This window comes from Sphingorhabdus sp. EL138, from assembly GCF_945890115.1.
In the GTDB taxonomy this organism is placed as follows: Bacteria; Pseudomonadota; Alphaproteobacteria; order Sphingomonadales; family Sphingomonadaceae; genus Sphingorhabdus_B.
In genome coordinates this window covers 23,787-43,345 of sequence record NZ_CAMDCK010000006.1, presented here as the reverse complement: position 1 = coordinate 43,345, position 19,559 = coordinate 23,787, and the positions used below count along the sequence as shown (strand labels likewise).

Annotated in this window: 19 protein-coding genes; 13 read left to right on the top strand and 6 right to left on the bottom strand. The window is 56.0% G+C overall.

The features are described 5' to 3' along the window. Positions 1–10 precede the first annotated feature (10 nt). The gene (locus tag Q0O07_RS04105; RefSeq protein WP_295490697.1) at positions 11–541 is read right to left on the bottom strand and encodes an ester cyclase; all 531 of its coding nucleotides are present in this window, start codon (positions 539–541) and stop codon (positions 11–13) included. A gap of 122 nt (positions 542–663) precedes the next feature. Between Q0O07_RS04105 and Q0O07_RS04100 the strand changes: the two genes are divergently transcribed. From Q0O07_RS04100 to Q0O07_RS04090, 3 genes are read left to right on the top strand one after another with little or no spacing between them, the layout of a single operon-like run. After that, positions 664–1,119: a nuclear transport factor 2 family protein gene (locus Q0O07_RS04100; RefSeq protein WP_295490695.1), complete on the top strand. Its 456-nt coding sequence runs from the start codon at positions 664–666 to the stop codon at positions 1,117–1,119. Further along, the gene (locus Q0O07_RS04095) at positions 1,116–1,889 is read left to right on the top strand and encodes a hypothetical protein (RefSeq protein ID WP_295490693.1); all 774 of its coding nucleotides are present in this window, start codon (positions 1,116–1,118) and stop codon (positions 1,887–1,889) included. The genes Q0O07_RS04100 and Q0O07_RS04095 overlap by 4 nt, the downstream gene beginning before the upstream one ends. Then, on the top strand, positions 1,886–4,222 hold the full coding sequence (locus Q0O07_RS04090) for a membrane-bound PQQ-dependent dehydrogenase, glucose/quinate/shikimate family (RefSeq protein WP_295490691.1): 2,337 nt from the start codon (positions 1,886–1,888) through the stop codon (positions 4,220–4,222). Before Q0O07_RS04095 ends, Q0O07_RS04090 begins: the two co-directional genes overlap by 4 nt. A gap of 1 nt (position 4,223) precedes the next feature. On the opposite strand, the gene Q0O07_RS04085 is transcribed toward Q0O07_RS04090, so the two are convergent. Both Q0O07_RS04085 and Q0O07_RS04080 read right to left on the bottom strand, forming a co-directional pair. Beyond that, complete coding sequence (locus Q0O07_RS04085) at positions 4,224–5,387, bottom strand: hypothetical protein (protein ID WP_295490689.1); 1,164 nt, start codon at positions 5,385–5,387, stop codon at positions 4,224–4,226. Further along, positions 5,384–6,526, bottom strand: coding sequence for a sulfotransferase (locus tag Q0O07_RS04080; RefSeq protein ID WP_295490686.1), 1,143 nt, complete (start codon positions 6,524–6,526; stop codon positions 5,384–5,386). Before Q0O07_RS04080 ends, Q0O07_RS04085 begins: the two co-directional genes overlap by 4 nt. A gap of 98 nt (positions 6,527–6,624) precedes the next feature. Here Q0O07_RS04080 and Q0O07_RS04075 point away from each other — a divergent pair, with 98 nt between their 5' ends. Further along, positions 6,625–8,226: a GMC family oxidoreductase gene (locus Q0O07_RS04075; RefSeq protein ID WP_295490683.1), complete on the top strand. Its 1,602-nt coding sequence runs from the start codon at positions 6,625–6,627 to the stop codon at positions 8,224–8,226. Then, the gene (locus Q0O07_RS04070; protein ID WP_295490680.1) at positions 8,223–9,710 is read left to right on the top strand and encodes an aldehyde dehydrogenase family protein; all 1,488 of its coding nucleotides are present in this window, start codon (positions 8,223–8,225) and stop codon (positions 9,708–9,710) included. The genes Q0O07_RS04075 and Q0O07_RS04070 overlap by 4 nt, the downstream gene beginning before the upstream one ends. A 226-nt stretch (positions 9,711–9,936) precedes the next feature. Here the strand turns inward: Q0O07_RS04070 and Q0O07_RS04065 are convergent, their stop codons facing one another. Beyond that, on the bottom strand, positions 9,937–10,968 hold the full coding sequence (locus Q0O07_RS04065; RefSeq protein WP_295490677.1) for an LLM class flavin-dependent oxidoreductase: 1,032 nt from the start codon (positions 10,966–10,968) through the stop codon (positions 9,937–9,939). Between the two features lie 148 nt (positions 10,969–11,116). Between Q0O07_RS04065 and Q0O07_RS04060 the strand changes: the two genes are divergently transcribed. Beyond that, complete coding sequence (locus Q0O07_RS04060; RefSeq protein WP_295490674.1) at positions 11,117–11,545, top strand: nuclear transport factor 2 family protein; 429 nt, start codon at positions 11,117–11,119, stop codon at positions 11,543–11,545. A gap of 10 nt (positions 11,546–11,555) precedes the next feature. After that, a complete protein-coding gene (locus tag Q0O07_RS04055; RefSeq protein WP_295490672.1) occupies positions 11,556–12,281 on the top strand; it encodes an SDR family oxidoreductase in 726 nt (241 codons plus the stop codon). A gap of 4 nt (positions 12,282–12,285) precedes the next feature. Here the strand turns inward: Q0O07_RS04055 and Q0O07_RS04050 are convergent, their stop codons facing one another. Beyond that, positions 12,286–13,365: a 12-oxophytodienoate reductase gene (locus Q0O07_RS04050; protein WP_295490907.1), complete on the bottom strand. Its 1,080-nt coding sequence runs from the start codon at positions 13,363–13,365 to the stop codon at positions 12,286–12,288. After that, positions 13,365–13,577 carry a ferredoxin gene (locus Q0O07_RS04045; RefSeq protein WP_295490670.1) on the bottom strand — a complete coding sequence of 71 codons (213 nt, stop codon included), beginning with the start codon at positions 13,575–13,577 and terminating at the stop codon, positions 13,365–13,367. Before Q0O07_RS04045 ends, Q0O07_RS04050 begins: the two co-directional genes overlap by 1 nt. 110 nt (positions 13,578–13,687) lie before the next feature. Between Q0O07_RS04045 and Q0O07_RS04040 the strand changes: the two genes are divergently transcribed. Genes Q0O07_RS04040 through Q0O07_RS04015 form a run of 6 tightly spaced genes read left to right on the top strand, consistent with a single transcriptional unit; the run spans position 13,688 to position 19,531 of the window. After that, positions 13,688–15,076, top strand: a complete 1,389-nt coding sequence (locus Q0O07_RS04040) for an aromatic ring-hydroxylating dioxygenase subunit alpha (protein WP_295490667.1) — start codon at positions 13,688–13,690, stop codon at positions 15,074–15,076. Positions 15,077–15,092: 16 nt separating this feature from the next. Next, the gene (locus Q0O07_RS04035; protein WP_295490665.1) at positions 15,093–15,674 is read left to right on the top strand and encodes a 3-phenylpropionate/cinnamic acid dioxygenase subunit beta; all 582 of its coding nucleotides are present in this window, start codon (positions 15,093–15,095) and stop codon (positions 15,672–15,674) included. 5 nt (positions 15,675–15,679) lie between these two features. Next, positions 15,680–16,846, top strand: coding sequence for an FAD-dependent oxidoreductase (locus Q0O07_RS04030; protein WP_295490662.1), 1,167 nt, complete (start codon positions 15,680–15,682; stop codon positions 16,844–16,846). After that, the gene (locus Q0O07_RS04025; protein WP_295490660.1) at positions 16,843–17,658 is read left to right on the top strand and encodes an SDR family oxidoreductase; all 816 of its coding nucleotides are present in this window, start codon (positions 16,843–16,845) and stop codon (positions 17,656–17,658) included. The genes Q0O07_RS04030 and Q0O07_RS04025 overlap by 4 nt, the downstream gene beginning before the upstream one ends. Next, positions 17,655–18,302 (top strand): TetR/AcrR family transcriptional regulator, encoded by a 648-nt coding sequence (locus Q0O07_RS04020; protein WP_295490657.1) that lies wholly within the window; start codon positions 17,655–17,657, stop codon positions 18,300–18,302. Before Q0O07_RS04025 ends, Q0O07_RS04020 begins: the two co-directional genes overlap by 4 nt. Positions 18,303–18,304: 2 nt before the next feature. After that, a complete protein-coding gene (locus Q0O07_RS04015; RefSeq protein WP_295490654.1) occupies positions 18,305–19,531 on the top strand; it encodes an acyl-CoA dehydrogenase in 1,227 nt (408 codons plus the stop codon). Positions 19,532–19,559: the final 28 nt, after the last annotated feature.

The following is a 19,559-nucleotide window of genomic DNA, read 5'->3' as shown; positions in this document are numbered from 1 at the left end:
CCAAAGAGCCTTATTTGTAAGGATCGACCGGCTGCGGCGCTTCGATTACTTCCAGATCAATCAGCATCGAAAGTACGTCTGAGATCGAATAAATGTGCACAATCTTGTCGCCGTTAAACTTGATCCATGAAAACCAAAGCACGTCCAACTGATTGCCTGTAGGCTGCACACCCATGTAAGGGCCGCCGGTGTGTTTGCCATGATGATGGCATAACACGCAGATTTCGTCATCGCCTTTGCCCCAAGCTTTCAGCGTGCGGTATACGCTTGGCGGGAAGGTATCGAACAGTGCACGCGGCGAGGTGTTCCACTGTTCAAATGTTCCGAGGTCCGGCCGGTTAGGATTATCATAGGTCATGTTCGGGACATCCATGAACTCTTCGAATCCACCCCAATCGCCCACATTCAATTTATCATGCAGGTTCATCCACTGATTGGTCATAAAAGCTTGACGCTCGGTCAAACCATCGGTGATCTCCGCTCGCTTTTCGGGCGAAAGTTTGAAATCTTCAAGTGTGAAGGGCGGGATACGTCCGGCCATTTTATAGTCTCCTTGTTTGGTTAGCTGTTCTTTTCCCGACCGGCCTGCTCGCGCAACCTACCAACGGAAAGGGCGATGCATTCGATAAGCCGCTAGATTGAAATGAGGAGAGGAATTAGCCAATGACGCTATCTTTACAAGAAATGTCCGACCGGTTCGAGATTCAGGACCTGATGGTCGGCTATTGCTATGCCGTCGATGATCGCGATTTCGATGCGCTCGATCAATATTTCACCGATGACGCAGTGATCGATTACACCGAAATGGTTCCGGTCAAAGGGTCGCTGGCCGAAATCAAAGAGTTTCTGCGCACCAGTCTGGCTCCGATCACCAACTTTCAGCACGCGGTCAGCACAACCCAATATAAGATCGACGGTGACATTGCTGAAACGCGCACCGTCTGTTCCAACCCGATGGTGGTGCCGGGCGATGACGGGCAACCGCAGACATTATTCTTTGGCCTTTGGTATATCCATGAATTCCGCCGGACCGCCGATGGATGGCGCATTTCTCACTTACGAGAAAAGAAATGTTACGACCATAACCTACCTGCCTATATCAAGGCGATGACGGCATGAGCGTTCCGCAAATGGCCCAACAAATGGCACCGCCGGTCAACCCATGGATGATGGAAACCGGCAGTATTTATTTGTGGTGTATTCTAGTCGTCGTCACGATATTGCTGACATGGAAGAATAAGAGACTGCCACTCGTCGGCCTCTGCCTGATCGCAGCCACGTCTAGTTTTTGGCAAGAATTTTTTGGCGACTGGGGTGCATATGTTGCGTGGAACCCCGCGTTCGCAAGACTGCCCTTCTGGGGTGAGATGCCTTTTACAACGCCAGTGAAGCCATTGTTCATCCCCTTTAGCTGGGGCTGGTGGTTCGCGGTATCGATCCCTTTACTCGTCACTTTGGTGAGTTGGCTCGGCCAAAAGTTCCCAAAACTCTCTATCAATTGGTTATCTTTGCTGATCGCCTTTCCGTTATTCCTTGCGTATCAGATCTATGTCGAGGGCAGTTCGGTTGCCAATGGTTGGTGGACCTATGATGTGGTCATCGGCCCTGGGCTCCAAACCGAAAAAGGTCGACTGCCGCTGATTTTCCCTGCGTTGCTCGGTTTATGGGCGGCGTATTTCGTGGCCAAGCTCGCCAAGCGCGAAACCGACGGATTTTGGCCGCATGAGGTCAAAATGGGAATCGCGGCAAAGCCCGCCGGGTGGCGACGCGAACTCGCTCGTATCTGGGCCATGATAGTCCTGTTTCAGGTTAGTTTCTTCATCTTCAACATCGGGTCAGCAATGCTTGGCCGTGCATTGTTCGGTGGGCCGAGCCTGTTGGTACCATGACATTTCTGAACCGTGTTCTAGCTGTCCTATTGCTGCTGATGGGCGGCTCGCTTGTTTGGCTGGGCGCGCAATTGCTGATGGCCGGCGGTTCGGCTTATTATCTACCCGCAGGCATTGCGCTCATCGTCACGGCTTGGTGGCTTTGGAAGCAATCGCCCAAAGCGCTGACAGTATTCGCGGTGCTTTGGTTTGTGACTCTGGTTTGGAGCATTTGGGAATCGGGCTTGAATGGATGGGCTCTTGCCGCGCGTCTTGGGTTGTTGAGCGGAATTGGTGTATGGCTGCTGATGCCCTGGGTACGACGGTCACTTGGCCTTCGCGTATCCACTTTGCTGACCAAAACAGCGCTGTTGATCGTCGCGCTTTGCTTGGTTGCAGGGACCAGCTGGGTCTTCTGGAATGATCGGATCAATGGCGGCACAGACGTGGCCTCGCTGCCGGGTGAAAGAACGGCAGATGGAGAATGGCTCAACTACGGCAATACGCTGGGTGGCAACCGCCATTCGCCGCTGAAGCAAATCACCGTTGATAATGTGGGCGCGTTGGCGCCCGCTTGGAAATTCTCTCTCGGAAAGGAACCAAACGGCGAGGCTGCGCCGTTCGAAGCGACTCCGTTAAAAATCGGCGAGCGGCTGTATGTCTGTTCGGGATATAATGACATTATAGCGATTGATGCCGAAACCGGGAAACAGGTTTGGCGGTTTGCGGCACATGCCAACACCGAAGGAATTTTCGGACAAACCTGCCGGGGCTTAGCCTATTACAAAGTGGCAGCGTCGGCTACCGGGGCAATCTGCGCCGAACGGCTCTATACAGCAACCATAGACAGCCGCCTAATTGCGGTGGATGTGGCAACAGGCAAAGTCTGCCCAAACTTTGGCAAGGGCGGCGCGGTCAATCTCTTGAAAGGCATGAGCGTCGCTCCCGCTGGTTATTATCACGTCACCTCGCCGCCCACTCTGGTCAATGGAATGCTGGTTATCGGCGGTTGGGTGACTGACGGGCAGAAAACCGGCGAACCATCGGGCGTTATCCGCGCATTTGATGCCGTCAGCGGAGCGTTTGCATGGGCTTGGGATATGGGCAGACCTGACAAGCAAACCGAGCCTACAGAAGACGAAACCTATACTCCTGGCACGCCAAACAGTTGGGCCCCGATGAGTGCGGACGAAAAACTGGGCTTGGTCTTTGCACCAATGGGGAACGCTACGCCCGATTACCACGGAGGCCATCGCACTCCCGAAATGGATAAATATTCAAGCGCGGTCGTGGCGCTCGATGCAAACACAGGCAAGCCGCGCTGGCACTTTCAGACAACACACCATGACCTTTGGGACTATGATGTCGGCTCACAGCCGGTGTTGATTGATCTTGCTGATGGCCGCCCTGCTCTGCTCCAGCCGACCAAGCGCGGCGAGATTTTCATGCTCGACCGCCGCACTGGTGAGCCAATCGCAGAAGTCACCGAACAGCGCGTGCCAGTTAGCAGCCTGGACGGAGAGCGATCTTCGCCCACGCAGCCGTTTTCAACGGGGATGCCCTCCTTTGCCGGAAGCCGCCCTAGTGAAAAAACGATGTGGGGCGTTACGCCGATTGATCAGGCTTGGTGCCGCTTACAATTTCGCCGTGCGCGGTTTGATGGCTCACTCACGCCCATCGGCGTCGATCAGCCCACGATCACCTGGCCCGGTTCACTGGGGGGGATAAATTGGGGCAGTGTTTCCGTTGACCCTGTCAGCCGGATCATGATCGTGAATTCGTCGCATGTCATCAATTACAACCAATTGCTAACGCGTGTGCAGGCGGATGCCATCGGCCTTAAAGCGATACCAAAGCCGAGTTTTGAGAACATCGCCGGCCCCGTTGCGCAAGAAGGCGCGCCTTATGCTGCTTCAATCAAACCGTTTCTGTCACCGTTGCTCGCACCCTGCACTCAGCCGCCTTATGGCATGATTAGCGCGGTTGACCTCAACACACGCAAGATAATTTGGCAAAAGCCGTTTGGAACAGCGCGCGATAGCGGGCCGTTGTTGCTAAAGACTGGGCTGCCGATACCGATGGGTACGCCCAATATTGGGGGATCGATTATCACCTCATCTGGCATTGCCTTCATAGGGGCGACGCAGGAACATATGATCCGCGCTTATGATATAAAAACTGGCAAAGAATTGTGGAAAGGCCGTCTGCCCGCAGGTGGTAACGCGACGCCGATGACCTATTGGTCGGCAAAAAGCGGACGTCAGTTTGTAGTTATCGCGGCAGGCGGACACGGCGGTATATTATCCGGTTATAGCGACCAACTCGTCGCGTTCGCGCTCCCTAAAAAGAAATAGCTTACCAGCGCCGCCGCCATTGAACCGCTCGTCTTCGCGCACGCAAGGCTTCTTCGCGCTCTGTTTTGGAAACGGAAGGAGTATCCGCTGGCAAGCGGCTTTTGAGTTCGGCGGCATCGACCACAGTTAAAATCGGCGCAGGCCCGCTACTCGCACCGGTCCAGCGCAGCATGATTGCGCCTTCATTATTTGCGCCGGTATCGAGCCAGTTGGGAACACCGGGATCGTTAGCGGCGATTACCGCACGAAATTTGCCGTCATGATCAATCCGCGCTTGCCCTCCGTTCAAGCTCGATTGCCGGTTCATCCAGTCGATGCTGTTCCACATCATGTCCGACAATTGGACATTCCAGTAACGCACGGTCTCCGGCAGGTCGGTTTCCAACAACAGAGCCTGCCCGGGTTCCAGCCGAAACAGCCCTTGGTAATAATGCTGCCCTTGCACCCCACCGCGTCCGGCCCAGTCATCAGGCTCCAGCGCGTTCCACAGCCCCTTGTCGCGCTGCGATTTGATAAAGCCAAGCGACATTCCCGCAAGGCGCTTGGGATATCGTGCAAGCGCGGTGAGGCGCACTGCGATCTCGTCGGGAGACCAGCGGCGAGGTGCGTGTGCCTTGTCCAAACGTTCGATTGCAAGACGCGCCTCGCGACCCCGGCCCCAATCATAACTGGCCTGCCGCAGCGACAGCGAGCGGGCTGATGGGTCGAGTGGATGCCAATTTCCGTCCCAGCAAGCTGGCCGGTGCGTGCTGAGCATAACTTCGAACCTTAGATTATCGTCAATCGCCAGCATATCAAAATCGAGCGTGCCAAGCGACGGCCCCAATTGCTCCATCACGCCTAGTCCGCCCGCGACGATATCGAGCATCAGGAACAACCCGTCACCGCGTTCGCCGCTGATTAAATATGTGCCGTTACCGTCGATGGAGGCTGCGCCATAAATGAAATCAGGATTGGTACCGACCGCGTTGAGATGCGTATTTACCGCAGGCACAAAATCGGGGAAATCTGGGTCCGCAAACGCGGTGAACCAGCCCGATGCTAGCGCCATATAGAATAACTTGTGCGCCTCTGCGGTCAATTGCGGATCATCTGTCCGTTCGAGCAGCGCCAGCAATTCGCCGGTCTGCCCGAATGTGGCTAAGTCACCATCCCAATTGCTCACAAATAATCCCGATAAGTCGCGATATAATCAGCATAGACGTTTTCGACCTGTTCGCGGGTCAACCCATAATCGGAAAGCTCATATTTGTGCTGGCCGTGCTTGTCCGCCGGATTGTCTGCCCACCACGCACTCACCGCGCGCTCGGTTTTGGCTGAAAACTCCATATCGGCATGCGCATAAACGCCGCGCACTGCCTCTATGGGGTCGGCGACAATATCCTTGAAGCGCAGGTCGTGCACCTTCACATGCGGGTTTCCTGTGCGGAATGTCATCGAACGAACCTGACCATCATGCCATAAATGCAGCAACTCCTGCCCCAATGCCGCGCGATCAATCTTGTCGAAACTCACCGAACGAATAACCTCAATTAGCCGCGAAATCGACGCCATCACTATCACCGGATCACGGTGCGGTTGCACCAAAACAGCATCGGGGTACACCGCCATCAAAGCGGGTAAATGATAGGCATGCTCCTGCACTTTAAGCACCCAACGTTTGCGCGGGTTTTTCCATGACAGATGTTGCAGCCACATCTTATGCACCTGATAGCCGAATGCCGTATCGGCATCTTTGTACCATTCATAATACCCCGGAAGGCTGAACAGCATGGTGGGGTTGATCCCTTGAAACGCTGTTTCCAAAATCATGCCGCATTCTTGAGGGATGCGTGCACCGATGGGATGCGCTTTCAGCACGTCGGCCCAAGCGCCGGTAAAGTTCGCGGCGACATAGGCATCAAAACCTTCAGCACGCGAATCGCTATCGAACGTCGCTGCATCGGGCGGAGGCGACGGCGCTGCGACTTCCCATTGCAACGGCGTACGCACATCTGGATCAGCGCCAATCAGGGCATGAAGGATGCTTGTGCCGCAGCGCGGAAGGCCGAGAATGAAGACGGGCCGATCAATCACCACATCGGCAATCTCAGGATGCGCCGCCCGGTCCGTTGCAATCGCAGCCAGCCGTCCAAGATTATCCTGAAATTGAGCCAGCGCGCGGTCCCTACCCTCATTACTCAAGCCGCTTTCGACCTCAAGCGCGTCAAGTGCTGCGGCCAGGCCGGGTCTCGTTCCCGCTGCGAACTCGCCAGTCAGACCAGCAGCAGCCATCATCGCGTCGACAGAATCATGTTCAGTCATTTTGGCACTCTCCTATTCCGAGCAGTGCTGCTCTTAAATATCGATGTGCGGCCCTATCTGTGGAAAGGTCTCAACATGGAAGACCGAAGCAATCTGCGATGATGGAGAGTTATGACTATATCATCGTTGGCGCCGGTTCTTCGGGCTGTGTGCTTGCAAACCGGCTATCGGCGGACCCGAAAACCCGCGTCCTGCTGATTGAAAGCGGGCCGGACGACAAAAGCCCGTTCATCCATATGCCGCGCGGTATCGGCAAGCTGCTCGCGCCGGGTAACGAGCATGTTTATGCCTATCCGGTAACACCAGCGGGCAACCAGCCGGAGGAAATCTGGCTGAAAGGTCGCACAGTCGGCGGCTCCAGTTCGATCAACGGCATGGTATATATGCGCGGCAGTCCGCAAGATTATGACGATTGGGAAAAAGCAGGTTGCACCGATTGGGGTTGGGACCGGATCGGCAAGCAATATGTCGCGCTTGAAGATCATGTGCTTGGCGCTGACGAATGGCGCGGCACCGGCGGACCACTAAAAATATCGCAGCATCCATCGGACAATCCGTTGTGCGATGCCATTCTGGATGCCGCCGGTGAGATGGGGGTGCCGACAGTCGAAGACGTCAACCACGTCGATGTAGTCGCCGATCAGGGCATGGGCTATCAGGTGCTGACCACGCACAAGGGCAAACGTTTTTCCGCCGCGAAGGCGTTCCTTGATCCAGTGCGCGCCCGCGCCAATCTCGACGTCCTGACCGGCGTTCGCGTCGAGCGCGTCCTCTTTGAAGGCAAGCGCGCCTCTGGCATCCAGTTGGCTGATCGCAACATTGCCTGCCATGGCGAAATCATCCTGAGCGCCGGCGCTTTGGAAAGCCCCAAGCTGCTCGAACTATCAGGCATCGGCGATAAAGCGCGATTGCAGGCACTTGGCATCGAGCCGCTAGTGGACAGCCCTCTGGTGGGCGAAAATCTGCGGGAACATCGCTATGTTGCTGTCGATTGGAAGGTAAAAAGCGGTAGCTCGAACCGTAACTTGCAAGGGCTTAGCTTGCTTGCAGCGGTGTTGCGCTATTTCCTGCTCAGTTCCGGCCCGATGACTGATGCGGCGCATGAAGTGGGCGGGTTTATCAAAACGCGGGCAGAAATCACCCGCCCCGATGCGCAGATCGGTTCGATGCTGGTCACGATGTCCATCGGTGCGGACGGTGCGCCGGTGCTCGACAAATTCCCCGGAATGCGCGTGCTCGGCTATTTTACGCGGCCCGAAAGCCGGGGCTGGACGCACATCACTTCGAAAGATCCGGCGGAATCCCCCGCAATCAACGCCAATCATTTTGCCGAGGAAATTGACCGGCGAACGGCAGTTGACCTATTCAAATGGTTACGCCGCCTTGGCCGGCAACCCGCGCTGTCACATTGGATTGTCGAAGAAACCGGGAAAGGCGCGGCCTTCCAATCGGACGAAGAAATTGCTGCGAACTTACTCCAACTTGGAGGCACCAGTTTTCACATCGCTGGAACGGCGGCGATGGGCGCGGACGAAGGCAGTGTGCTAGATCCGCAATTGCGCGTGCGCGGGGTGGATGGCCTTCGCGTCTGCGACACTTCGATCATGCCCACACTAGTCTCTGGCAATACCAACGCGCCGGCTATGGCAATCGCCATGAACGCCGCCGACATCATTCTTTCAGCGAAGGCAAACGCATGAATATTCCTTACACTAGCATCGACCAAATTTATGTGAACGGCGCTTGGGTTTCTCCCGAAGGCGGCACCGAGGCCGTCATCAATCCGGCGACCGAGGAAGTCATCGGCCACGCCCCAATCGCAAGCATGCCGCAAGTCGATGCCGGCATTGCCGCCGCACGAGAGGCATTTGACAACGGACCATGGCCGACAATGACGATGGACGAACGCGCCGGATATATGGACAAGATGGTCGCAGCCCTGCAAGCGCGTCAGGCCGATATCGCCGCGTTGATCGTCGCCGAAGTCGGCTGCGCGCAGGGCATCACCTACATGATGCAGGTCGCCAACCCGATCAACCACCTGATCTCCACAATCAAATATGCGCGCCGCGATGAACCTGAACGCCTGCCCATCGACATCAACCCCAATATGTTTGCGCCAGACGGTCCGCAGAATATCGGAGGAACGACGGTTGTGCGCGAACCCTTCGGCGTGGTTAGCGCGATTACCGGTTATAATTTCCCGTTTCTGCTCAACCTTGCCAAGATCGGCCCCGCGTTGATGGCAGGTTGCACGATGATCCTGAAACCTTCGCAATTCACGCCCTATTCGGCGTTGCTGTTCGGCGAGATTTGCGAGGAAATTGGGCTACCGAAGGGCGTGCTGAATATCGTCACGGGCGGCATCCCAGAGGGGCAACTGCTCTGCACCGACGAGCGCGTCGATATGGTCACCTTCACCGGTTCCGAAGGCGTGGGCGCAAGCATCATGGCGCAGGCCGCGCCGACGCTAAAAAAGGTGCATCTCGAACTCGGCGGCAAATCAGCGATGATTGTGCGTCATGACGCCGATGTACAGCGCGCCGCCGCGATGGCGGTGGGCATACTTTCGGTCAATGCAGGCCAGGGCTGTGCGATTACCACGCGGTTGCTGGTGCATAACAGTATCCGGCCTGCGTTCGTCCAAATGGCCGCAGCAATGGCCGCGCATATCAAGGTTGGCAATGCGGCTGACCCGAGCGTGACGATGGGGCCGCTAATCCGCGAAAGCCAGCGCGCTAAGGTCGAGCATTATATTGCCCTCGGCAAGGCGGCGGGCGCAACATTGATCTGCGGCGGCGGACGGCCTGCGGGGCTGGACAGGGGCTTCTTCGCCGACCTGACATTGTTCGACAATGTCACCAACGACATGGCCATCGCGCAGGATGAAATCTTCGGCCCTGTCGGCTGCATCATCGGGTTCGATACCGACAAGGAAGCCGTGCAAATCGCCAATGACTCGCGCTACGGGTTGGCCGGCTGCATCGAAACCGCCGACGCCGCGACTGGTTATGCAATGGCCCTGAAAATCCGCACCGGCAGCGTCGCACTCAACGGCGGAACCGGCACAATGAGCTTCGCACCGATTGGCGGCTATAAACGCTCAGGCATCGGCCGCGAGTATGGCCCCAACTGGCTGCGCGAATATCAGCATGAGAAATCGGTGTTTTACCCGATTGGGTGAGGGCGATGCTAGTGACTGTCCCAAACCCGGAGTTGTTCCGCGGACCGTGGACTGTCCTCTGGAATTAGCGCACTGGCTTTTAGGGATAGTCCCTAACACCCCCAGATGCGCTCTGCCTCGCCGAGTGCTCAAGCGTCTTGATGACTTGGCACGCGCGTCCGGGAAAGCCGGGCCGGTTATATTTCGGGCATGGCGTTGGCGGAACGGCAGCGCACGGCTTGATCCCCTACAAGCCCTTCGCCACCCCAAGCACTCCCTTCGCAAAGCACTCCATCGCTGCCTCGCGCTGATCTGGCCCGCCGATCCCCCAGGCTAGATCGACCACGCCGACACCGCAATCGCGGATGGCTTCCATTTTGCCTTTCAGTGTCTCTGGCCCGCCGACGAAATAGGGTTCCAGTACCAATGGCACCACCGGCGGCCCGCCCAAGGTCTTTTGCTGGACGTGCGCTTGCTCGGCCATTTTTGCACCAAAGAATGCGCCCATATCGTCAAGCGCCTTGGCATCGCTTTCCGCCGCATAAGCGATGCCGCGATAGATAACATGTTCCGGCCCCGGCTGCCATCCGGCCTTGGTGGCTTCGGCGTGGTACAGCTTCACCCAGTTTCGCACGACCTCGGGTGGGGCGAAGGAGAAGGCGATGCCCATGCGGCGCGCGGCGGCAAAGCAGACGGATTCATCGCTATTGCCCGATCCAAAAATCGGCGGGTGCGGGATCTGTACCGTCTTTGGCCAGACCGAGACGGTGCCGAAATGATATTGTTCGCCGTCCCAAGCAAAGGGCTGATCCGATGTCCATGCCTTGACTATCAGGTCAATGCCCTCTTGCGTCATCGCGCGGGTTGCGGCGGCATCGGTATCATAGGTTTGGTGTTCATTGGGCGTGCCGCGCAGGAACAATACGATCAAGCGCCCGCCGCTCAGCATGTCGACCATCGCCAGTTCCTCGGCAAGGCGGACGGGGTTGGACAACGGCACCAGCGGCCCGAGCAAAGCGATCTTGGCGCGGCTTGTCACCTGCGCCAGCGCGCCCGCCATCACGCACGGGTTGGGCGTCATGATATAGGGCGCGTAATGATGTTCAGAGACGCTGACCCAGTCAAACCCGAGCGCATCGGCCTTTGTAGCCATTTTCAGGCTGTGGTTGAACGACGCCTGCGCGACGTCGCGGTGGCAGTACGACGGCTCGGCTGGCCAAATCTCAAGCCCCGGGGCAACCCCGTCATAACCGACCATACACAGGCTTGAAATCAGCACGCGAAATCCCCTCGAAAGAACAAGTCGCAACAATCGTCTTCGCTAGCGGCAAAACGCCTATCCAAAGAAGGGCCAGCCCTGGCGCGCACGCCCTAAGTTACTGACAGCACCAAAAATAGGCGTGGGCCAAAATGTGGCGGAGAGCGGGATGAATGTCATGAAGAGCGGCGGCCACGCCCTTAGCGCGCAAGACGAACGGGCGATCAGCGCGCTGCTTGTCTCTTACGGATGCGCGATTGACCGGCGCGATTGGGAGAAATTGCGCGCGTGTTTTTCAGATGATTGCGAATGCGATTATGGCAGTTTTGGCAAATGGACCGGTCCTGCCGCAATTGTGCAATATATGAAGCAAGTGCACGCCGACGTCGGGCCGACGCTGCACCGGATAACCAATATCGAGACCGAAATGGTAGGCGGACAGGCGCATGCGCGGTCCTATGTCGACGCGCTGCTGATGCCGATCAATGACGGCGGCCCGGTGCATCACGGCATCGGTTATTATGATGATCAACTGATCCGCACCGGCGCAGGCTGGCGAATTGCGCGTCGGCAGTTCGTTCCGGTTTTTCTTGGTTAGGAACGGGTACATGGGAACGCTTAGCCGAAAAACAGCGGTTATTACTGGCGCATCTTCTGGCATTGGCGAGGCAACTGCGCGAAGGCTTGCGGGTGCGGGGGCCAGAGTGATGCTGGTGGCGCGGCGTTCAGAGCGGTTGGAAGCGCTGGCGAATGAGTTGGGTAACGGCGCGTGCTTTGTAATGCTTGATCTGGCACACCCCGACGCGGCGCAGGCTTTGCTCGATAAATCAGTGGCGCAACTCGGCGCTATCGACATATTGGTCAACAATGCGGGCATATTGCGCACCAGTCCTGTCGACACATTCGATCTGGAAGAATTGGAACCGTTGATAGCGATCAACTACTCCGCCGTGGTGCGCAACAGCATCCTGTTTGCGCGGCATATGAAGGCCAACGGCAGCGGTCAAATCGTCAACCTATCGAGCATCGGTGCAAGCATCACCTCCGCCGGAACTGGGGTCTACGGAGGACTAAAACGCGCGCTGGATGCTTTCACCGAGGTATTGCGGATCGAACTAGCCGGCAGCGGTGTGCGCGTCGGACTGGTAGCACCGGGGACCACCACGACCGAAATTTTCGATGATATGAAAGCGCATGGTCAAGCTGGCTGGGACGAATATATCCCGCCGATGGTCGGCGATGACATAGCCCGTGCTATCCTGTTCATGTGCGAGCAAACTGGCAACGCCAATGCGGCCCGGATGCATATCTACGCGACGTCCGAGGGGTTTTAGGGGTTCAGTCAAGCCGACTGTAGGACGAGATATCAAACGGCTCGAATGGCATTCCTGCCTGCGCCTTCAGCACCCATGCAGGATCCATTAACAACGCACGGCCCAGAGCGACGAGGTCAAATTCCTCAGCTGCAAACCGCCGCACGACATCACCGAGATTATCGATCGCCTGTGTCGGCTGAACAAAGCTTGCCGCAAGCTCTTTGTCGAAGCCAATCCCGCCCACGGTTATCGTTGGTTTACCGGACAGTTTGCGCACCCATCCGGCCAGCCCCATTTCGGAACCAGGAAAGGCGGGTAACGAAAACACGCGGGTGCTGACGTCGAATATGTCCACGCCTGCTGCTGCAAGTGCTTCGACTATCAAGCCCAGCTCTTCAGATGTCTTTGCCAGCATCGCATCATAATCCTGCAACTTCCATTGCGAAATGCGGAACAGGATCGGGAAATCGGGGCCGACTTCGGCGCGGATTGCTTTGACAAGCTCGGTCGCAAAACGCGTGCGGCGCAATATGTCCCCACCATACGCATCTGCGCGCGTATTGGTTCCTGCCCACAAAAAACTGTCGATAAGATAGCCATGCCCGCCATGTAGCGCGATGCCATCGAAGCCCGCAGCCTTCGCATTGACGGCGCTGCGTACGAACGCCGCGATGATGTCGGCGATCTCGAATTCGCTCATGTCATTAGGGCGCATGGATTTGGCATCAGGGAACGGCGGTGTGCCTTCAGTCCGCAATTCGCCCATATGCCAGAGTTGCGGGATGATTTTGCCGCCTGCGCGGTGAACGCTGTCCACCACCCTGCGCCAGCCTACCAAGGCCGCATCGCCGTGCAGAATTGGGATATTTTCTTCGCCCATCGACCCATGGCCGATCGCGGAAGGATGATCTACCCCAACGCCCTCGGTAATAATCAGTCCAACCTTGGCTGTAGCCCGCCGGGCGTAATAAGCCGCGACATCATCACCCGGAACGCCATCTGGGGAAAATTGACGCGTCATCGGCGACATTACAAACCGGTTCGAGAGCGTTAGCTGCCCACAGGAAAAATCCTTGAAAAGCGGCGCAAGGTCCTCCCGCATCAAACCGCAACCAGCTTCAATGCTGATTGTGGGCAGGCGTCGGCACCTTCTTTTGCGAGCTCTTCCATGCCACCGGGGACGATCTCGTCATCGACATAGACCATGCCGTTTTCATCGAGCTTGAAGACGTCGGGGCAGATTTCTGCGCAAACGCCATAACCGCAACATGCCGGCTTGTTGATCACCACTTTGAATTTGCCCTGGTTCGACATTCCTATCTCCTACGATTCTGTTTTTTATATATTACATCTTGAACAGATTTCATTCAATATGTATAACTCCGCTCAACGCCAAATAATATGTGCGATTAGGAGATGACGCCATGCTTCAGAAATCTAGCCTTACGCTTAGCGACGGAACTACCCTCGACGATCTTATAATGCGTGACTCGAACGAGGTGTCGTTACGCGTGATGACGGATAAAGAGCTTTACGACATCGAGATGGAGCGAATTTTTGCAAAAACGTGGCTGCTGCTCGGCCACGAAAGTGAAATTCCCAATTCCGGCGATTTCATTGTTCGCGACATGGCCGAAGACAATGTCATCATTGCACGCGACCGGGAAGGTGGTGTCAACGTCTCGCTCAACGTCTGCCCGCACCGCGGAATGCGCGTTTGTTTGGGCGAAGCAGGCAATAAGCCTATCCACCAATGCATCTATCACGGATGGGCGTTCAAGCCGAATGGTGATTTTATAGGTGCGCCGGTCGAGCGCGAAAAAATGCACGGCAATGACGTTGATAAGGCGACACTCGGACTCAAGAAAGCCCGCGTTGCGCTATATGGCGGGATGATTTTTGCGACTTGGAATTTGGATGGCCCGTCGTTTGACGAATATCTGGGCGACATGAAATATTATCTCGATCAGCTATTTTGTCGCACCGATAACGGCCTCGAACTGCTCGGCCCACCGCAACGTTTCGTCATTCCTTGCAATTGGAAAGTGCCTGGCGAACAATCCGGTTCGGATGGCTTTCACACACTGACTCTTCACCGCTCGCTAATGGAGGGCGGTATCATGGGCGGCACGGCGGAGTCGATCTATGATCAGGCTCCCGGCATGTACGGTGTTGATGTGTCTTGCGAACAGGGCCACTCGCTGCGCTGCCTAGAGGCAGAGAAAACCTTCAAAATGTTCGCCGACATTTCGTTTGAAGGCAAGTCAACTGTCGAACGGCTCAATTTGCTGACACCTCCTGGGATTACCAAGGAAATGATCCCGCAGCTGTTCAATAATCTTTCCGAAGATCAAGTTGAACAGCTCGCAACCATTCCGCCGCAAGTGGGTGGTATGTTCCCCAATATTTTGATTGCCTTTATCTTTGCGCCACGCATGGACGGCGGATCGTCAGGTGCACTTGCGCTACACACTTATGTGCCGAAGGGCCCGGACAAAGTCGAGTTTGTAAACTTCATCTTTGCCGAAAAAGATGCGCCCGAGCAGATGAAGCGAGACATGCTACAAAATTCGATTCAATCGACCGGTACATCGGGTACTATTGAACAGGATGATGCCGACGTCTGGCCTGTTATCATGCGCAATGCACGCGGCGGTGTTAGTAAGCATATGACGCTGAAATACAAGGCGCTGCATGGGCATGAACGGCCCGAAGGCTGGAAGGGTGGAGGCTTGCTGTACCCCGGTTTTACCAAAGACGATACGCAGTGGAACTGGTGGCTCGCATATCACAAGCTGATGAGCGAAGCGTGAAGGGAGGATCGAAGTAATGACCTGGAAAACAAAATCAACGGCATCGCCAGATTCCACCACGATCCTTCGTGGCCTTGCGTCACGCTCGCGTGTGCTTTTGGGCTCGTCGGTTTATAATGCGCTGCTTGAGACATTATATGATGAGGCTGCAGCTCTTGATGAACGGCGTTTCGATGATTGGACTGCGATGCTTGACGCTGAGCTTATCTACACCGCGCCCATCCGCCTAACCCGCACCGGCCCAAATCGTGACCGCGATGTTATGCGTACGATGTTTCATTTCGACGAAGATTACGGGTCGATCATGATGCGGACGGGGCGTTTGCAAAAGAGTGCATGGGCGGAAGATCCGCCTTCCCGCTGCCGCCGTTTCGTTAGCAATGTCCGAATTGGTGAACTTGAAACCGCAGGGGAATATGAAGTCGTCAGCTATCTCTTCTTAGAACGTAGCCGCGGAGACAATCCGGAAAATGAACGGCTGACTGCTGAGCGTCGTGACGTTTGGCGCGACGTAGATGGAGCCTACAAATTGGTAAAGCGTGAAGTCATTGTCGATCAGTCTGTTCTGGGTATGTCTAACCTCGCGGTCTTTCTTTAAGCTTTATGGGAAAAACCGCCCCACCCTCGATTGTGGTTGTCGGCAGCGGATTAGCCGGGTTCGGTGTGCTGCGCGAATTGCGCAGACTATCGCCCGACGCCAAGCTGACGATGGTAACGCTTGAGAACGGCCATTTCTATTCAAAGCCAGCACTGTCGACTGCTTTGGCCAAGGGCAACACCTCGGAAACTTTAGTGACTTCAAGCGCCGAAAAGATGATCGCCCAGTTGAAGCTCGACGCGCGTATCGGTCGGGAGGCGGAATCGATTGACCGGGCGGGTAAGGCACTCTGTACGACAGGCGGCCCGATCCCCTATGACAGGCTGATTCTTGCGATGGGCGCGGCTGCTTACCGACCCGCAATCGAAGGCGACGCCGCGCACCGGGCTATTTCGGTGAACCAGCTGGATCATTACGCGTATTTCCGTGAGCAGCTTCCTGATCAAGCTCGCGTATTGATAATGGGTTCGGGCCTTGTTGGAACAGAGTTCGCAAATGACCTGATTACGAACCATTATCAGGTCGTAGTTGTTGATATCTTAACCTTGCCCCTCGCGCAGTTAGTTCCGCCCGCTGTAGGGGAAAGCGTTCGCGACGCGCTGGCAAGCGAAGGCGTCGAATGGCATCTGGACCGCAAAGTAGTAGCGATCAATTATGTCGGCGATAGGGCAGGCTATGTCGCAACGCTGGATGATGGCAGCAACATCGAAGCCGATCTCGTACTTTCGGCGGTTGGCCTTCGTCCCAATGTTGCGCTGGCGCAAGAGGCCGGAATTGACATCGGCATTGGTATCAAGGTCAACCAATATGGCCAGACAAGCGACCCCGATGTTTACGCAATCGGCGATTGTGCAGAATATCAGCACGGCATTTCCGCTTATGTCACTCCGATCATGGCGGCGGCACGCGGGATTGCGCAAAGTGCGCTCGGCACACCGACTGAAATTCGCTTTCCGCCTTTGGCCGTTCAAGTAAAAACAACTTTGCTGCCGGTCAACTTGCTGCCCCCCGCGCGCAATTGTGTCGGCGAATGGCACAGTGTGGAAAGTGATGTAGACGGCGACAAACATCTATTCATCGACGATCGAGGTTTTGTTCGCGGCTATGTTCTGACCCGCCAAAAAACCGAACAGCGTGTGGAAATGGATACAAAAGTGGGGGAACTGGCATGAACAAATTGCTCGAAGGAAAAGTCGCAATAGTCACAGGTGGCGCAAAAGGTCTAGGTTATGGTATTTCGCGCGCGCTTGCATCTGAAGGCGCTTCAGTGCTGATCAGCGGACGCGACGGAGCAACTGCGGAAGCCGTTGCCGCCGAAATAGAGCGTGACTTTGGTTCTAAAGCCATAGGCCTCGCAGGTGACATGGGCGTCAAGGACGACGTTCTGTCAATGGTTCAGGCGGCGGTCGACAGTTTTGGCGGCCTCGATATCCTCGTCAATAACGCTTCGCTGCTCTCCGCTGGTGTTCTTCTTGAGGACAAGACCGATGAGATGTTACGCCGGACTCTGGAGATCGGCGTTTGGGGCAATTGGTGGGCGATGCAGGCGGCGTTCCCACATATGAAAAAGCGCGGCGGGGGATCAGTCATAAATTTCAGCTCGATTGATGCCCAGACCGGCGCATGGCTGCATAGTGACTACAATATTAACAAGCTTGGTATTGAGGGACTGACCCGCAGTGCAGCGGTTGAGTGGGGGCGTTTCAACATCCGTGTTAACGCGATTGCCCCGACCGGACTTGGACAGGTGTTTGCCCAGCTTGTGAGAGATGTTCCCGGGTTTATGGAAACTGTTGTGGCTTCCAATCCTCTTAAACGCGCAGGCGACCCCGAAAAGGACATCGGTCCAGTAGTCGTCTTCCTCGCATCAGAAATGTCTCGGTTTGTTACCGGCGAAATGATCAACGTCGATGGCGGACAAAATCTGCCCGGTTATGTGAGTATTCCACATAATCTCGAAGAACTGGAAAAGGGTGGCACATGAGACTGGTCGCCGCCGAAGCATATCCTGAACCCTGGCCCACAATAGCGCATGATGTCGATCTTTCTCCCAGCGTCATTAAGATCCTTAGCGGCGCGATCGATGTGATCGCCAACCGGGGGGCGCGACGGCTATCGATGAGCGATATCATCGACACAAGCGGCGTTTCACGTGGCACGCTGTACAGATATTTCTCAAATAAAGACGAAGTGCTAGCGGCGGTCAGCGAGTTTGTGTGCACTGGTTTTGAGAACGGTATCCGTGACGCAGGGCAAGGCATCGCCGACCCTATCGAGCGCTTCAAAGCAGTAATGCAATTCTACGCACGCTACACTAGCGAAAACTCGCCAGATCGGGTTTTTGAAGTAGAGCCCGGCTTTCACTTAGCCTTTTTCCGCAGTCGGTTCGGGCGCTACAAAATCGCAGTGCGCGATGCGCTCGATCCGGTGTTCGATTATCTTGAAAAATTGGTCGGCGGAGCATTCAACCGTGATGCCTTTGTCGAAACCCTGGTCAGGATGCAGCTCAGCACCTTGCTCGTGCCCGCCAGCGATGAGTGGCTGCAAGTGTGGAACGATACCGCCGAAAATGTGCAGAAATGGGCGCTAAAAATCGCGCAAGAACAGAAAGACATAGGAAAGGACTGAATATGGCTACCGTTGCAAACTTGAGAACAGAAGACCTTACAACCTTTGCCGATCGCGCCACAGCCGACGCGATGATTGCCAAGGCGAAAGAACTCCGCCCGCTATTTCAGGCCGAAGCCGCCGCTGGCGAGAAACTTCGCGCGCCGACTAAGACGGCGGAGAAAGCATTGTTCGACAACAATATCCTATCCGCTTTGTTACCGAGGCGCCTCGGTGGCGTCGGTCTTTCTTTGACCGATTTTTGTAGAATGCAGATCGAAATCGCCAAAGGCGATCCGTCTATAAGCTGGGTGGCGCAAATCATTAATGGAACCAGCTGGGTCGCGAGCCTCGCGCCAGACAGCGTCCAGGATGTCGTCTTTGCAAATGGCCCGGCAACCGTTTGCGGTGCTTATAACCCACCCGGTAAGGCCCGTAAAGTTGACGGCGGCTGGATCATCAACGGTTCCTGGCCCTACACCTCTGGCTCTCGCCAGTCCACTTGGGCTCAGCAGGGCGTTGTGCTGGAAGGTTATGACGGCCCGGTCGTTCCCGGTATCAGCATGTGCTATATTCCTTTCAAGGATCTCACAATCAAGGACGCTTGGTATGTCACCGGAATGCAGGGCACGGGATCGGATATCAGCGTCGCGACCGACGTGTTCATCCCCGAAGGTCAGATGGTGTTAATGAACGAGCGCGCGGGCCAGATTGACCGAACCAAGCGACATTTTGGTGCCCCGTCGGACGTTCTGCCCGTGGTTCCGGTTGTGCGGACCACCGGCATCGCGCAGTTGATCGGCGCGGTTGAAGCCATGCTGGAAATCGTAACTGCAGAATCTGGCAAGCCTGTTCTCACTACTCTCATTGGCCCGCGCACCGGCTCGGGAGCATATATGCGTGATCTGGGTGAGGCAGCCGCCATGCTCGATACCGCCAAGCTGGTCCTGTTCCATCTTGTGGGCGAATTGGACAAAGTCGCGCTGACCGGTGCCGAGCTGACAATCGCAGACAAAGCCCGACATCGTGCACAATGTGCCCAGATGATCAAGATGATCCACAGCGCATCGGAATCGCTGATGTTTCAGACAGGGTCGTCAGGCTTCATGCTTGATAAGCCCATCAGCCGCTATTGGAGGGATGTCTCAATGGCCCTGCGCCACATCCAGAATATCCCAACGATTGGTTATGAGATCTATGGCCGCGATATCGCAGGGGGCGACAAGATTTCGCCACCTGGCGCTTACTGATTTTGAATATCGGCCCGGCGCCCCAAGG